The organism is Bradyrhizobium sp. 41S5, from assembly GCF_011516665.3.
GTDB classification, from domain to species: domain Bacteria; phylum Pseudomonadota; class Alphaproteobacteria; order Rhizobiales; family Xanthobacteraceae; genus Bradyrhizobium; species Bradyrhizobium quebecense.
In genome coordinates this window covers 6,805,859-6,820,109 of record NZ_CP083721.1, presented here as the reverse complement: position 1 = coordinate 6,820,109, position 14,251 = coordinate 6,805,859, and the positions used below count along the sequence as shown (strand labels likewise).

Annotated in this window: 12 protein-coding genes and 1 pseudogene; 9 read left to right on the top strand and 4 right to left on the bottom strand. The window is 59.2% G+C overall.

The window, feature by feature from the left end; all coding sequences use genetic code 11:
* Positions 1–121 precede the first annotated feature (121 nt).
* On the bottom strand, positions 122–355 hold the full coding sequence (locus HAP47_RS32745; RefSeq protein WP_173641028.1) for a hypothetical protein: 234 nt from the start codon (positions 353–355) through the stop codon (positions 122–124).
* 378 nt (positions 356–733) lie between these two features.
* Positions 734–1,765 carry a DUF1254 domain-containing protein gene (locus HAP47_RS32740; RefSeq protein ID WP_173641029.1) on the bottom strand — a complete coding sequence of 344 codons (1,032 nt, stop codon included), beginning with the start codon at positions 1,763–1,765 and terminating at the stop codon, positions 734–736.
* A gap of 238 nt (positions 1,766–2,003) precedes the next feature.
* Between HAP47_RS32740 and HAP47_RS32735 the strand changes: the two genes are divergently transcribed.
* The 5 genes from HAP47_RS32735 (at position 2,004) to HAP47_RS32715 (ending at position 6,973) form a co-directional block, all read left to right on the top strand.
* The gene (locus HAP47_RS32735; RefSeq protein ID WP_173643006.1) at positions 2,004–2,927 is read left to right on the top strand and encodes a formylglycine-generating enzyme family protein; all 924 of its coding nucleotides are present in this window, start codon (positions 2,004–2,006) and stop codon (positions 2,925–2,927) included.
* Positions 2,924–5,308, top strand: a complete 2,385-nt coding sequence (locus HAP47_RS32730) for an arylsulfatase (protein WP_173641030.1) — start codon at positions 2,924–2,926, stop codon at positions 5,306–5,308. The genes HAP47_RS32735 and HAP47_RS32730 overlap by 4 nt, the downstream gene beginning before the upstream one ends.
* Positions 5,309–5,437: 129 nt before the next feature.
* Positions 5,438–5,785, top strand: coding sequence for an HdeA/HdeB family chaperone (locus HAP47_RS32725; protein ID WP_371821694.1), 348 nt, complete (start codon positions 5,438–5,440; stop codon positions 5,783–5,785).
* A 64-nt stretch (positions 5,786–5,849) separates the two neighbouring features.
* On the top strand, positions 5,850–6,671 hold the full coding sequence (locus HAP47_RS32720) for a DUF2092 domain-containing protein (RefSeq protein WP_231168520.1): 822 nt from the start codon (positions 5,850–5,852) through the stop codon (positions 6,669–6,671).
* On the top strand, positions 6,668–6,973 hold the full coding sequence (locus tag HAP47_RS32715) for a hypothetical protein (protein WP_371821693.1): 306 nt from the start codon (positions 6,668–6,670) through the stop codon (positions 6,971–6,973). Before HAP47_RS32720 ends, HAP47_RS32715 begins: the two co-directional genes overlap by 4 nt.
* Before the next feature lie 311 nt (positions 6,974–7,284).
* Here the strand turns inward: HAP47_RS32715 and HAP47_RS41385 are convergent, their stop codons facing one another.
* Both HAP47_RS41385 and HAP47_RS32710 read right to left on the bottom strand, forming a co-directional pair.
* Positions 7,285–7,419 (bottom strand): hypothetical protein, encoded by a 135-nt coding sequence (locus tag HAP47_RS41385; protein WP_256459761.1) that lies wholly within the window; start codon positions 7,417–7,419, stop codon positions 7,285–7,287.
* A gap of 350 nt (positions 7,420–7,769) precedes the next feature.
* Positions 7,770–7,877: pseudogene (locus HAP47_RS32710) on the bottom strand (LysR family transcriptional regulator); the annotation flags it as partial.
* 314 nt (positions 7,878–8,191) lie between these two features.
* Between HAP47_RS32710 and HAP47_RS32705 the strand changes: the two are divergent.
* The 4 genes from HAP47_RS32705 to HAP47_RS32690 are packed head-to-tail and all read left to right on the top strand — an operon-like array spanning position 8,192 to position 14,174.
* Positions 8,192–8,542: a hypothetical protein gene (locus tag HAP47_RS32705; protein WP_173641032.1), complete on the top strand. Its 351-nt coding sequence runs from the start codon at positions 8,192–8,194 to the stop codon at positions 8,540–8,542.
* Positions 8,539–9,777: an acyl-CoA dehydrogenase family protein gene (locus HAP47_RS32700; protein WP_176396274.1), complete on the top strand. Its 1,239-nt coding sequence runs from the start codon at positions 8,539–8,541 to the stop codon at positions 9,775–9,777. The genes HAP47_RS32705 and HAP47_RS32700 overlap by 4 nt, the downstream gene beginning before the upstream one ends.
* Before the next feature lie 8 nt (positions 9,778–9,785).
* Positions 9,786–11,888, top strand: a complete 2,103-nt coding sequence (locus tag HAP47_RS32695; protein WP_173641033.1) for an acetate--CoA ligase family protein — start codon at positions 9,786–9,788, stop codon at positions 11,886–11,888.
* A gap of 18 nt (positions 11,889–11,906) precedes the next feature.
* On the top strand, positions 11,907–14,174 hold the full coding sequence (locus HAP47_RS32690) for an arylsulfatase (RefSeq protein ID WP_173641034.1): 2,268 nt from the start codon (positions 11,907–11,909) through the stop codon (positions 14,172–14,174).
* Positions 14,175–14,251 lie beyond the last annotated feature (77 nt).

The following is a 14,251-nucleotide window of genomic DNA, read 5'->3' as shown; positions in this document are numbered from 1 at the left end:
GAACAGACCAGCGTCAAGACAGCGCTCAAGGTGCCGGCCAAACGAAGATGTACAATCGTGCCGAACGCGGCAGCCGCAATGGCGGCTCCAGCGACCGCCATCAGCAGGATTGGTCTGCGTCCTATTCGTTCGCTGAGATATCCCAAAGCGGCGCTGACGCCATGAGCAGCAGCGCGGAGATGCTGAGGATTGCGCCGGTCTGGATGTCCGAAAAGCCGAGACGGCGGCCCAGCGGAGGCAGCGCGACGAGAAGGAATGATTGTCCGGTAATGTTGATCGTCAGGCTCAGAAACAGTGCGAACTGTGCTTTCGTCGTGCGTGATCGAACTTCCATATTCCCCGTGCCGTGCATCATCGTCCGTGTCTGAACTGAACCTCGCAGGTGTTCAGTCCGAATCGGCTTCCGGCACTAGTATTATGGCGAGCTCCAGCTTCTCATAGCGTTGTCGTCGATCATCCGAACATGGCAGGCCCGCAGTTTTCCGACTGCTGATTTCTGAATCGCCGCCGATACAGAATTTGGAAGTGCGCATCAGGCGAAGCGGCTAAGGCTCTCTTTGCTTCCAGCTCCGACGGCAGGCTCGCGCGCGACGCTTGGGCCGAAATTCGCTACCGATAGGGTCAATCTTTGATGGCAGCGCTGCTCGGCTGCGTGTGCCGCCATTGTCGAATGGTAGCGATGCGCTGCTCGGGCGGGACGAAATCTGACCCGCCCGTGCATTTTGCGCCTGCCTTATGACAAGGGCTGTGGCTTCGGGAAGCTCCACTTGCCGTTGAGGATCTCGGCGCGTGGCTGATAGAGTCTCACCGTATAGTTCCAGCCGGGCATGGTCGGCAGGCAATTGGCGATCTTGCCATCACAGCCGCCGAATTGGATGGCGATGGTGCCGTCAGCGCCTTTCTTTGCCGTCAGATTATTCAGCGAATAGGCGTTGTAAGGATTCTTCTCGAAGTAGCCTTGCGAGTTGTACACGCTGACCGACCAGAAGCTGTCGACCGGAACGTCTCCGACATTGAGCTTGTAGACTGTTGCTCCGTCGTTCTTCGGCACCGTGCCGCTGAGGTAGGTCGCATCCTTGGCGGGATTTCCGCCCCAACCGGTCGCGGTCCCGATCAGGTGCTGGATCGGATCGACGTCGTCCTTCGAGCCGAAGGCCTTGTTGTAATCGGGGATCGTCGCGCCGAGCACGAGCAGGGCGTCACGCACCTTCTTCTGGCTCGCCTGATCCCAGTTCGGCACCTCGAATTTTCCGGCGCCCTTCTGGCTGACTTTGATCGCGTCCTGAAGTGAGTGGACCTGTTCTATGTCCTTCGGATCGGCAGGGTCAACCAGCGTGCGCACGGCGACAAACACGTAGCGCGTGCCGACATTCTCTTTCGTCAGGATATGAGTGCCGGCGCCGTAAAAGACCGATGGCACATAGTGGTCCTCGTCGACCACCTGCATCGACATGAAGCGCTTGCCCGCATCGAGGAGTGTGATCGTGACCGGGCCAGCGTCGAGATCGAACACCGCCTCCGAATAGAGCGTGTCACGATTCATGCGAATGACGTTTTGCTTGTCGATCGAAGCGGGTTCGCGGCTATGGACGAACCGGCCGAGGCTGCCATCCTTCACCATCTTCCCCATATAGAAATCGGATTCGGCGCGGACGAAATTCAAGACGCCGACTGGAGTCGTTGCGCTGGGGGGAGTCTGTGCGCTTGCACTGCCGAGCGTCGCCAAGGTAGCGGCAACAACGTAGATCGATGACTTTGTATTCATGGTCTTGTCACTCCGTTAACTCTGCGGCGGCAAGGACAGGGCTTTCCGTCGCGGATTGCTCAAGTAGCACAAATTATTTTGCAGATTGTTCCGGTGGGACAATCTCGTTCTGCGCGTCGTGTATTCCCGTCGCGCTGATCGTGAGCACGCTCGCGGTCGTGACTGGTTGAGGAGAAGGTCGGCTATGCACGCCGAAACGGCTCAGACGGATTTGCGATCGGAGCGTGTGCGAGACGGCATGATCTTCGTGAGTTCCGGAACGTTCTGGATGGGTTCGGATCGGCACTATCCCGAAGAGAGACCGGCTCACCGTGTCAGTGTCGATGGGTTTTTCATTGACGAGACCCCCGTCACCAATACTCAGTTTGCCGAATTCGTGGCCGCCACCGGATATCGCACGGTTGCCGAATCCGTGCCCGATCCACGAGACTATCCCGGCATACTGCCGGAGATGCTGTATGCGGGGTCGCTGGCTTTTCGAGGGCCGGCTGGGCGTGTCGATCTTCATGACTGGTCACAATGGTGGTCGTTTATCGAGGGGGCCAACTGGCGTCATCCCTATGGTCCAGTTAGCAGCATCGAAGGACGAGATGATCATCCCGTCGTCCACGTCACCCACCACGACGCGTTGGCGTATGCACGATGGAAAGGCAAGGATCTTCCTACGGAAGCCGAGTGGGAGTTCGCCGCCAGGGGAGGCCTCGAACAGGCCGAATTCGCGTGGGGATCGGAATTAACCCCTGCCGGCCGACATATGGCCAATACTTGGCAAGGATCGTTTCCGATGGTCAACCATAACGAAGACGGATACTCCCGCACTTCACCTGTGAAGGCCTTTCCGCCGAACGGATACGGTCTCTACGACATGATCGGAAATGTCTGGGAATGGACGTCCGATTGGTTCTCCTCGCAGCACGGACCAGAGGCGACGAAAGCCTGCTGTGTACCCAGGAATCCTCGCGGCGGGCTCGAATCTGCCAGCTGCGATCCATGTCTCCCCAAGATAAGAATACCGCGCAAGGTCCTCAAAGGCGGCTCGCATTTGTGCGCTCCGAATTATTGCCGCCGCTATCGGCCCGCAGCTCGCCATCCGGAAGCGATCGATACTTCGACAAGTCATGTCGGGTTCAGATGCGTTGTTCGAAACGGGGATATCGAATGAAGAAACCTCTTACTAGTCATCTCAGAGCACGCTGGTTGGGGGTAAGCACGACTCTCCTGTTGTTGGGATCGCCTGCGGTCGCCCAGGAATCGCTACCGTTCCCGCCAACGCCTTCAGGGAGCAAGGCTGGTCCGACGATCGCGGAGTCAACCTACAGCCCATTGTCGGCGCAATCGCATCTTCCAGCCAATGCGCCGAACATCGTCGTCATCATGCTCGACGACGTTGGTCCGGCGCTCCCAGATACCTTTGGCGGCGTGATCAAAACACGCACGTTGAGCCGTGTTGCTGAAGAAGGCGTATCGTACAATCGCTTCCACAATGCCGCGATGTGCTCCCCTACGCGAGCAGCATTGCTGACTGGACGCAATCATCACCGTGTGGGATTTGGCCAGATCGCAGAACTGGCAAACGATTGGGATGGCTACTCCGGCCGGATACCGCGCACATCCGCGACCGCGGCGAAGGTGCTTGGCTATTATGGCTATGCGACGAGTGCCTTCGGGAAATGGCACAACACGCCGGCCAACGAGACCACAGCCGTCGGTCCCTATACGAATTGGCCGGCGGGCCAAGGGATCGGTTTCGACTACTTCTATGGTTTCCTTGCCGGGGAATCCTCGCAATGGGAGCCTGCGGTCGTCGAAAACACGGTTCGCGTAAACCCTTCCGAGGGCAAGAAAGAATATCACTTCACCGAGGACATGACCGACAAGGCGGTCTCATGGATGAAGCAGGTCCATGCGCTGACACCGGATCGCCCCTTCTTCATGTATTGGGCCCCTGGCGCCTCGCATGGTCCGCATCACATTTTCAAGGAATGGGCGGACAAATATAAAGGTAAGTTCGACGAGGGCTGGGATGTCATGCGCGAGCGCGTCTTCGCCCGTCAGAAAGAACTCGGATGGATACCGAAAGACACCGAGCTGACGCCGCGACCGAAAACGCTAACAGCATGGGCCGATATTCCTGAGGACGAAAAGCCGTTCCAGCGTCGGCTCATGGAAGTGTTTTCCGGATACACGGAACATGCGGATGCTCAGGCCGGCCGGCTGATCGATACCCTCGACGAGCTCGGCATTCGGGACAATACACTCATCTTCTACATCTGGGGTGACAACGGCTCGAGCGCAGAAGGTCAGAACGGCACCATCAGCGAACTCTTGGCGCAGAATGGTATTCCCTCCGAGATCAAGGATCACATGCGTACTTTGAATGAGCTCGGCGGCCTGAACGTGCTCGGATCGCCCAAGGTTGACAACATGTACCATGCCGGTTGGGCGTGGGCGGGCTCTACTCCTTATCAGTCCACAAAGCTGATCGCGGCGCATTTCGGCGGGACGCGCACGCCGCTCGTGGTTTCTTGGCCAAGCAAGATCAAGCCGGACAAGACGCCACATCCGCAATTTCATCATGTCAACGATATCGTGCCGACGATCTACGACATCTTGCATATCAAACCGCCAAAGCTTGTCGACGGCGTCACACAGGATCCGCTCGATGGCACCAGCATGGCCTATTCCTTCGGGTCGGCAACCGTGCCTGGACACAAGAAGGAGCAGTACTTCGAGGTTATGGGCAGCCGCGCGATCTATAAAGACCAGTGGATTGCTTCAGTGTTTGGACCGAGAGCACCTTGGCAAGCAGGCGTCGATCCATCGATCACGAAATGGTCGCCAAAAAACGACGTGTGGGAACTCTACGATCTCAGAAGGGACTTCTCACAGGCGAAGGACGTCGCGTCTGCTCATCCCAAAAAGGTCGAGGAGCTGAAGAAAGCGTTCGATCTGAGCGCGAAAGCGAACAAGGTATATCCTGTCGGCGGCGGCTTGTGGTCCGTCGTCTTTCATCCGGAAGACGCGCCATCCAATCCGGCCAAAGAGTTCGAGTTCACGCAGGACGTTGTTGCCGTTCCGGAGTTCACCGCGCCGAAACTCGGAGCACGAAGCAACCTCGTTACCATCGACGCAGAACTGCAGCCGGACTCGAAGGGAGTGCTTTACGCGCTGGGCGCCATCTCAGGAGGTCTTTCGCTGTGGGTAGAGAACGGCAAGCTCAGCTTTGAGTACAATCTGTTCGAGATTGAACGAACGAGGCTGGAATCGACCACTCCGCTCTCGACCGGAAAGGTCAAGATTGAAGTCGAAACACGCGCGACCAGCAGGGTACGCGCCGCTCCTCTCGACATCGTCATCCGCGTGGACGGCAACGAGGTCACCAAGGGTCGTGTCCCTCGCTCAACACCGCTCGGGTTTACCGCCAACGACGCTTTTGACGTCGGCCGAGACAGCTATTCGCCGGTCTCGTTCGCATACTTCGACCGCAAGCCATTTGCGTTCAATGGAAAGATCAATCGTCTAAAGGTCGAGTATTTGAATTGAGTGGTCGTTTGACCACGTCGAGTACTCGTCGGTTGGAAGCGGAGATCGAGGCGTTCGCCGCTTCCGGTCCAGAACGAACTTCACCAGCTCCGCAGATAATGCCCTGCTGAATCACGAAAGGAAGAGTCAATGATGAAGCAACTTGCTATTCTTCTTTCTGTTGCGTGCGCCGCGCCGCTGGGCTCGGCTCAAGCCCAAACGGAACTGAAGGCCTATGCCGATGCGAATGGCTACATCAACGTGCAGAAGCTGACTTGCGCGCAACTTGCTGGAACGTATCAGGAAGACGCGAACTTTCTCGGCGTTTGGTACAGTGGTTGGTACAATGGCCTCGGAAAGAAGTCTTCCATTAACTTGCCTAGAGTTCGAGAAGGCATTCACGAGTTGATCGTCTACTGCAAAGCCAATCAAGGCACGACGATCATTAAGGCCATCGATGCTCTCTTGAAGGCTGAAAAGGTCCGCACTGCCAAATGAATGCTGGTCCCCCGTCATTCTAACTTACCGGATCAGCTAAATGACAAGTAACAGGAATAATCTCTTGAAAAGCCAATCCATAACGCCCTTGAATGCGGCGCACCGTTCGATCCGCTCTGTTGCCGCACTCCTGATTGCGTCGGGCTTATCTGCGACATGCATCGGAGCCGGTGCCGCCCACGCGGACGATGCTGCGTCCATTCTGCACGCAATGTCGGACTACATCGCGGGCCAAAAGAATGTTTCGATATCGTATGACTCCGATATCGAGATCATGACCCCGGACATGCAGAAGATCCAGTTTGCCAGTTCCGGGCAACTCGCCGTCCACCGGCCCGACAAGCTCCGCGTGACGCGGACCGGTGGCTACGCCGACGTTGAGCTCGTGTACGATGGCACCAATTTCACCGTTTCCGATCATGCCCACAAAGTCTACGGGCAGATGCCAGCTACCGGTACGGTTGATCAACTCGTCGACCGCATTCGTGACAAGTCCGGCATCGAGGCACCGGGTGCCGATCTTCTTCTCGCCAATTCCTATGCAGCGTTGATGGATGGAGTCTATGACGCCAAGCATATCGGCAGGGGTGTCATCGATGGCCATGAGTGTGAACACTTGGCGTTCCGCACGCGAGATGCCGACTGGCAGATCTGGATAGAATCCGGCGCGGCTCCGATACCGCGCAAATACATCATCACCACCAAAACGGTGACAGGTGCGCCGCAGTATACGCTCCGAATTAGTAGCTGGAAAACGAGCCCCGACACCGGTGCCGATGCATTCGCTTTCAAGCCCAGCCCAGACATGAAGAAGCGCGAGCTTCAGGAGCTCGTCAATATCGATGAGATTCCCCCAGGAACCAGCCCCAGCGGAGAGAAAGAATGATTGGATTGAAAAGCAAACCGCTAAAAATCGCCCTCGGGACGAGCGTGGCCATCCTGTGTCTGTCGGTCAGCGAACAGGCGTCGTTCACGCGCGCCGGTACCCTCATGACATCGGCTGAGGCATTTATCGGAGCTCCGCTTACACCCTTGAGTTACGCCGGCGTCGCACGGCGAACGACGCGCCGAGCCGTCGTCGCCGGAGCAGCTGTGGGTGTAGCCGCGGGTGCGGCCGTCGTAGCTGTGCCACCCACTTGCGTTCAGGCGGTTGACGTCTACGGCCGAATCTATAGCCGGTGCTACTGATCGCACTCTGACCGTGGCCTGTTTCAGCAGGTCGTTGTTGTCGAGCCACGTCGAACAGTGACTGCTGCGGTGTTCTCAACGTCATTGATAAGGCTCGAGCGCGTTCCCATCGGAACGCGCTCTGGGTTTTTGATGCGGTCTGCTTTCAGAACGAATGCGGCAGCGCTGGAAGGTATGAAAACGCTTCCGAGTAGAGAACAGGCGCATCTAGAGCATTTTCGGTTCTGATTGAATCAGAACCGAAGCTCTAGATTCTTGTTTTGACGCGTTTTCTTCACCGCGAACCGGTGCCCACTTCGCTCGAAAACGCTCTAGCAGGCTGTTGAAGAAATGTCGGAACGACGTGCGATGAATGGGATGTCGTCGCCGTTGACGAGGCAGATTTCACCTTCGAGCGATCGGTTATCCTGCAGTTCGGCCCAGCCATCACCGCCGGCTGGCTCCATTTCGTCGTTTCCTTCCCAACTGAACTGGACGGCATCGCTGTCGCAAGGAGCCGTGGATGGAGCCCGTGAGGCAATCGAAGGCGAATTCGCCGCCGATCTCGTGCGTGGCCCGGGGTCTCGACGACGCGCCAGGCCTCCTGGAAAGCGGAGACGATCGGCAACAGCAACTGCCGCCCCACCGGGATGTTGGTACTTGCTCTGACCTTTCCTTTCGGAACCTCAGCCTCCTCGACAGTCCGCTTAACCTCGTCCATATCGGCAAGCAGCCTTACGCTCCGCTCGTAAAACAATCGCCCTTCTGGTGTGAACTCAAGAGCCCTCGTGGAGCGATTGACGAGTCGCGCGCCGAGTCTGGTTTCGAGACGGCGGACAAGCTTACTGATTGCCGAAAGAGTGCGAAGTGCACACGCCGCTGCGGCCCCCCCCCCGAGTTCGAAGACCCGCGCAAAAACTTCCATCTCGTCGGAGCGATTACATCCAATCGTCGATGGCCGAGTGAAGACAGAATTTCGGATGAGGGAAGCCAGGCTGACGAACCTGTTGCGCCGAGCTTTAATATTTGATATTAGATCAGGTATCAACTGGAGGTCTGATGAATTGCTCATCAACGCCGCGGAGACGAATGGAAAATGCTGAGCGTCGCGGAGCGTCTATTTTTCGCCAAGGGCGCGGAGCGCGCCGGGCTTCTGCGCGACGTCAGATCGATTGATCACGAAGATCTATCCCCTCTCACGTCCATTTCGGGTCGCGCGAGAAGGTGGCTGCTGCGGTGATGAAGCGCAGGCTCATCGATCAAGTGGATCATCTCCTGTCTGATGAAAATGGCCATCCAGGGGCGATCATCGAGGCTCCCGTAGCGGTGCTTGCCTTGGTTTTCAGGCCCTTATCCGCAGCTTGGGGGCAGGAAGAGCTACTTGAACCCGAGATGCTCTTACAAGCGGTGCTGGCCGAGATTAATAGCGACGCCTTCGAGCCGTTGGAGGCTCTCTTCGAGCATTTGACTGCCGGATGTCACGGCAGTTTGCGTGTGACGAGGAGAGGCTGGTGCCCCTCTGGGCCGGCGATCCGCACGCATGGAATTGCGCACATCAAACAAGAAATAGGAATGGACGAGGCAGAATGAATTTCCGTTTCTCTGACAAATCGCTCGCTCTGCAAGAAGGCCTCGATCAATTCTTCCGTGCGGAGATCTTGCCGCGCAATCGCGACTGGCATGCCCATGTGTCAGTGCATGGCACTGCGCCGCCGTTTCTGGAAGTGTTGAAGGTGGAGGCGCGTCGGCGGGGCTTGTGGAATCTCGGGCTTCCGGACCTGAAGGATGACCAGCCGGGCACGCGGCTGACCAATCTCGAATTCGCACCGCTGGCTGCAATCATGGGGCGACTGCCCTGGGCGTCAATCGTGTTCAATTGCAATGCACCGAATGTGCCGAACATGGAGATATTGGAGAAGTTCGGCAGTGCTGACCAGAAGCGGCAGTGGCTTGCTCCCTTGCTCGAAGGCAAGGTCTGGACGGCTTTCGGCATGACCGAGCCGGACGTTGCTTCGTCCGATGCGCGCAATATCCGTACGTCCATCCGAAAGGAGGGGGGGGATTACGTGATCGACGGTCGCAAATGGTACATCTCTGGAGCGAGCCATCCCGATTGCAAGATGCTGCTGGTCGTCGGCGTCACCGATCCGGAAGGCGGCAGCGGTGCGAGGCATTCTATCGTCATTGTGCCGATTGGAACGCCGGGTCTCGAAATCGTTCGGCCGGTGCCAGCATTTGGCAGAGATAGGGAATTTGCTGCCGAATTGGTGCTGCGTAACGTACGTGTGCCGCGGTCGAATCTGTTGGGTGAGGAGGGAGCCGGCTTTGCCATAGGGCAGGCCCGGCTCGGGGTTGCTCGTGTGCACCATTGCATGCGTAGCCTCGGCAGTTGCGATGTGCTGATCCAGTTGATGCGGGGACGGGCGGCGAACCGGCGGGCATTCGGGCGGCCGATCGGCGAATTCGCCAATATCCAGGACATGATCGCCGTGTCGCGCATCGAACTCGAGCAGGCCAAGCTGCTGGTCTACAAAACGGCGTGGCTGCTCGATGAGGGCGATGCAGGCGCTGCGCGTCGCGAGATATCGATGATCAAAGTCGCTGTTGCGCGCACCTACAGCGCGATCGCGGACCGCGCGGTGCAGGTCTTTGGGGCAATGGGTGCTTCTGACGACACGCCTATTTCGGCGGCCTATACCGCCGCTCGCGTCATGCGCATCTACGACGGTCCGGACGAAGTTCATCTGCGCACGCTTTACCGGCTCGAACCCAACGAGGTTGTTGGCGACAGCTCGCACTATCTGCTTGGTGAAAGAGGGCTCTGAGGCAATCAATGACTGACCGCCTGGCCTCGTCACTCGACCCCCTGTTCCGTCCGAAGTCGATCGCCGTGATCGGGGCGTCCGGAACGCCTACCAAGATCGGCGGCGTACCGATCGCGCACCTGCTCCGCTACGGATATCGGGGTGAAATCTTTCCGATCAATCCGCAGCATCGGACGATCCAGGACTTGCGTGCCTATCCAAATGTGAAGGCCGTGGGCAAGGACATCGATCTGGCCGTCGTCGCGGTACCCGCCGCCATCGTGCTCAACGCGCTGAAGGAGGTGGCCGAAGCGAAAGTGAAGTCAGTTGTGCTGTTCACGTCTGGTTTTGCCGAAATCGGTGAAGCAGGCGCGATGGTGCAGCGGCAAATCGGTGAGCTCGCGCGCACGAGCGGTATGCGCATCCTGGGTCCCAACTGTCTCGGGGTGATGAGCGGTGAGCGCGGTGTTTATGCGACATTCAGCCCCGTAGCCGGCACTGGCATCGTCAAGCAGGGCAATATCGGCCTTGTCAGTCAGTCAGGCGCATTCGGCGGCTTTGCGTATTCGCTCGCGCGCGAGCGCGGGCTCGGTCTCAGCCATTGGGTGACGACTGGCAACGAGGCGGACGTTGACATGTCCGACTGTGTCGATTGGATGATCGACGACGAGTCGACCAAGGTCATCCTTGCCTACATGGAAGGCTGTCGGAACGGCGAGAAGTTGGTCCGTGTGTTGGGTAAGGCGCGCGCGGCGGGGAAGCCGATCGTTATCGTCAAGGTCGGCCGTACCGATCTCGGTGCCGCCGCCGCGGCGTCGCATATGGCGGCGCTCGCCGGCGCCGACGCCATCTATGCCGCGGTGTTCAAGCAGTACGGCGTGCACCGCGCCGCGACGATCGATGAGGCGTTCGACGTTGCGTACGCCGTATCCATCGGCGGACTGCCGCGCGGCCGGTCCATTGGTATGCTGACCGCTTCGGGCGGTGCGGGGGTGCTGATGGCGGATGAGGCTGCCAGCCTCGGACTGGATGCGCGTCAGATGCCGGAGCATGCGCAGAAGCAAATCCTTGCGCGAGTCGCGTTCGCTTCCGCGCGGAATCCAGTCGATGTCACGGCGCAGATCACCACGGACGAGGAATTGCTGCCGCTGTCCTTCAGACTGATGCTGGAAGACGCGAACTACGATAACCTTGTCATCTTCCAATCCGCCGCAGGGCTTTCGCGCAGGGGTCCCGAGCTCGTGCGGCAGGCCGTCGAGATGCGGGCGAAGTATCCGGATCGCGTGATCGCCCTGTCGAGCCTGTTCACGCGTGAACTTCATCAGCAACTCGATGACGGCAAGGTGCTGGCGTTTGCCGATCCGAGCCGCGCCGTGCGGGCGATCGCGGCATTAGCCGAATTTGCCGAGACTGGTGCGCCCGCTGAGAGGGTCGCAGCCTTGCCCGAGGTGCAACTTGCCGATGCGACGCTCAGCGAAGCTGGAGCTCTTGCTGCGCTGCAGGCCGCTGGTATCCCGGTCATGCCGCATCAGGTGGCAACCAATGGTGCTGAAGCCGCCGCGGCAGCCGAACGAATCGGCTTCCCCGTGGTGGCCAAGATCGTGTCGCCGGACATCCTGCACAAGACCGAGATCGGTGGCGTTCTTCTCGACTTGCAGAATAAGGACCAAGTCGCGAAGGCGTTCGACGAACTGACGGCGCGGGCGAAGCAGGTGAAGCCGCATGCGAAGATCGAGGGAGTGCTGATTGCGCCGATGATCAAGGGCGGCGTCGAGTGCATCCTCGGCGTGCAGCGCGACCCGGTGTTCGGTCCTGTTGTCATGTTCGGCCTTGGCGGCATCCTGGTCGAGGCGTTGCGCGATGTCAGTTTCTGTCTTGCCCCGTTCGGCAAGACCGAAGCGCGCCGCATGATCGATAGCATCAAGGCACGAGCAGTCCTCGACGGTTGGCGGGGCGCACCGCCCGCCGACATCGACGCATTGTCGGAAGCGCTGGTCGCCTTGTCGCGCTATGCGGCGGCGGCCGGCGACAACCTTGAGAGCATCGATATCAACCCGTTTGTGGTGTTGTCGAAGGGCAACGGGGCGATGGCCCTCGACGCCGTGCTCGTGGTCAAGCAATCGAAACACTAAGGTCACTGGGGAACAACCATGTCAAACGACGAGTTCAAGGGCAAGATCGGACGCACGATTCCGGAATCGACGCCTTGGTGGCCCGACTATCCGCGTCCGCGCGACGGCGCGCCGAACGTACTGGTCGTGCTGTTCGACGATCTCGGCTTCTCGCATCTGGGCTGCTATGGCTCCTCGATCGAGACGCCGAACATCGACAAGCTCGCAGCGGGCGGCCTGCGCTTCACAAACTTCCACACCACGGCGCTGTGTTCGCCGACACGGGCGGCGCTATTGACCGGGCGCAATCATCATTCAGTCGGCATGCGCGGTCTTGCCAACTGGAACACCGGCTTCCCAAACTGCACCGGCACAGTCGCGAAGAGCGCGGGGACGCTGGCGGAAATGCTGCGGCCGGGAGGGTACTCTACCTTCGCTGTCGGGAAATGGCATCTGACACCGATGGAAGAGACCTCGGTCGCAGGGCCCTTCGACCAGTGGCCGTTATCGCGCGGATTCGATCGTTACTACGGCTTTTTGCAAGGCGAGACCGATCAGTTCGCGCCGGAGCTTTACTGCGACAACCATCCGGTCAACGCGCCAAGCACGCCGGAACAAGGTTATCATCTCAGCGAAGACCTGGTCGATCAGGCGATCACTATGGTGCGCAGCCAGAAGTCGGCAGTCCCGGAGAAGCCGTTCTTCCTCTATCTTGCCTTTGGTGCGACACACGCGCCGCATCAGGCGCCGCAGCCCTATGTCGACAAGTACAAGGGTCGCTTCGACGCCGGTTGGGACACAATCCGACAGCACTGGTACGAGCGGCAGAAGCAGCTCGGCATCATTCCGCCGGATACCGAGCTCGCGCCGCGCAATCCGGGCGTCGAGCCCTGGAACAAGCTGCCCGATACGCAGAAGAAGCTGGCGCTGAAGTTGCAGGAGGCGTTTGCTGCATTCCTCGACCACACGGATGCGCAGATCGGCCGGATGGTGTCGTTCCTGGAAGACATCGGTGAACTCGACAACACGCTGATCCTCTTGATGTCCGACAATGGCGCCAGCCAGGAGGGTGGACCGCTCGGCGTGATTGATACGTTCAAGTACTTCAACGGCATCCCGGAAACGCTGGAAGAAATTAACGCGCGCATGGGCGACATCGGCGGACCCAAGTCGCAGACCAACTATCCGTGGGGATGGGCGCAGGCAGGCAACACGCCGAACAAGCGCTATAAGCAGAACACTCATGGCGGCGGCATTCGCGATCCGCTGATTGCGCATTGGCCGAAAGGCATTGCCGACAAGGGCGGTATCCGTCACCAGTTCCACCACGTCACGGACATTACGCCGACCGTGCTCGATATCGTCGGCGTTACACCGCCAGAAAGCGTCAACGGTGTTGCGCAGATGCCGATCCATGGCGTCAGTCTTGCCTACACTTTCCCGGAGCAGGCAAAGGCCGAGCCGTCACGCAAGGGCGTGCAGTATTTCGAGATGTTCGGTCATCGTGGCATCTGGGCCGACGGCTGGAAGGCCGTCACCTTTCACCCTGGCGGCAATCCGTTCGACCAGGACCAGTGGGAACTCTATAATCTCGAGAACGACTTCTCCGAATGCAGGGATCTTGCGAAGGAGAATCCTGCAAAGCTTGAGGAGATGATCAATTTGTGGTGGTCGGAGGCCGGGCGTTATGGCGCGTTGCCGCTCGACGATCGCAGGGACGCACTATGGCGGCCGACGCCGCGACAGAGGACGCCGCGCAATCGCCGTCGGTTTGTGCTGTATCCGCCGGTCCAGCACATGACCGGCGAGGTGTCACCGCCCCTCGGCAATCGGAGCTTCGTTGCGACGGCGGAGGTCGAACGTCCGACAGCGACGTCCGAGGGGGCTATCTTCGCTCTCGGTACTCGCAACAACGGTATGGCGTTCTACGTGCTCGGTGACAGGCTCGTGTTCGACTACAACCTCTTCACGCATCACTGCAAGGCGATATCCGATCGTCCCATTCCAGCCGGCAAGTCGACGCTGTCGCTGCATCTGGAGAAACTCGGCGAGAGCGGCAGGGCGACAGTCTCGATCGACGGCGTTGCTTGCGGCAGCGTCGAGATTCCGAAGATCCTGCGGATGATCTCGTCCAACGGTATGGATGCGGGATGCGATGGCGGCTCGGCAGTTAGTGACGACTACCAGGCGCCGTTCTATTTTCAGGGCAAGATCAAGCGGCTGGTTATCGAGATGCCGGATCGCCGGAAGAAGGATGAGGCGGAAGCCATGGCCGTGAAGGCGAAGATCGAGATGGCTCGGCAATGAGCGGTGTCGCGACATCGTGCTGCGGCCCTTCCGGGAGCGCGGCGGCGGCGACGCCCAGGCGTGCGCAGGCGATACCT

Coding starts and splice junctions, on each gene's coding strand:
- HAP47_RS32740 (WP_173641029.1), bottom strand. CDS start 1,765: ATGAATACAAAGTCATCGATCTACGTTGTTGCCGCTACCTTGGCGACG.
- HAP47_RS41385 (WP_256459761.1), bottom strand. CDS start 7,419: ATGGAGCCAGCCGGCGGTGATGGCTGGGCCGAACTGCAGGATAACCGA.
- HAP47_RS32690 (WP_173641034.1), top strand. CDS start 11,907: ATGTCAAACGACGAGTTCAAGGGCAAGATCGGACGCACGATTCCGGAA.
- HAP47_RS32695 (WP_173641033.1), top strand. CDS start 9,786: ATGACTGACCGCCTGGCCTCGTCACTCGACCCCCTGTTCCGTCCGAAG.
- HAP47_RS32745 (WP_173641028.1), bottom strand. CDS start 355: ATGATGCACGGCACGGGGAATATGGAAGTTCGATCACGCACGACGAAA.
- HAP47_RS32700 (WP_176396274.1), top strand. CDS start 8,539: ATGAATTTCCGTTTCTCTGACAAATCGCTCGCTCTGCAAGAAGGCCTC.
- HAP47_RS32725 (WP_371821694.1), top strand. CDS start 5,438: ATGATGAAGCAACTTGCTATTCTTCTTTCTGTTGCGTGCGCCGCGCCG.
- HAP47_RS32705 (WP_173641032.1), top strand. CDS start 8,192: ATGAAGCGCAGGCTCATCGATCAAGTGGATCATCTCCTGTCTGATGAA.
- HAP47_RS32730 (WP_173641030.1), top strand. CDS start 2,924: ATGAAGAAACCTCTTACTAGTCATCTCAGAGCACGCTGGTTGGGGGTA.
- HAP47_RS32715 (WP_371821693.1), top strand. CDS start 6,668: ATGATTGGATTGAAAAGCAAACCGCTAAAAATCGCCCTCGGGACGAGC.
- HAP47_RS32735 (WP_173643006.1), top strand. CDS start 2,004: ATGATCTTCGTGAGTTCCGGAACGTTCTGGATGGGTTCGGATCGGCAC.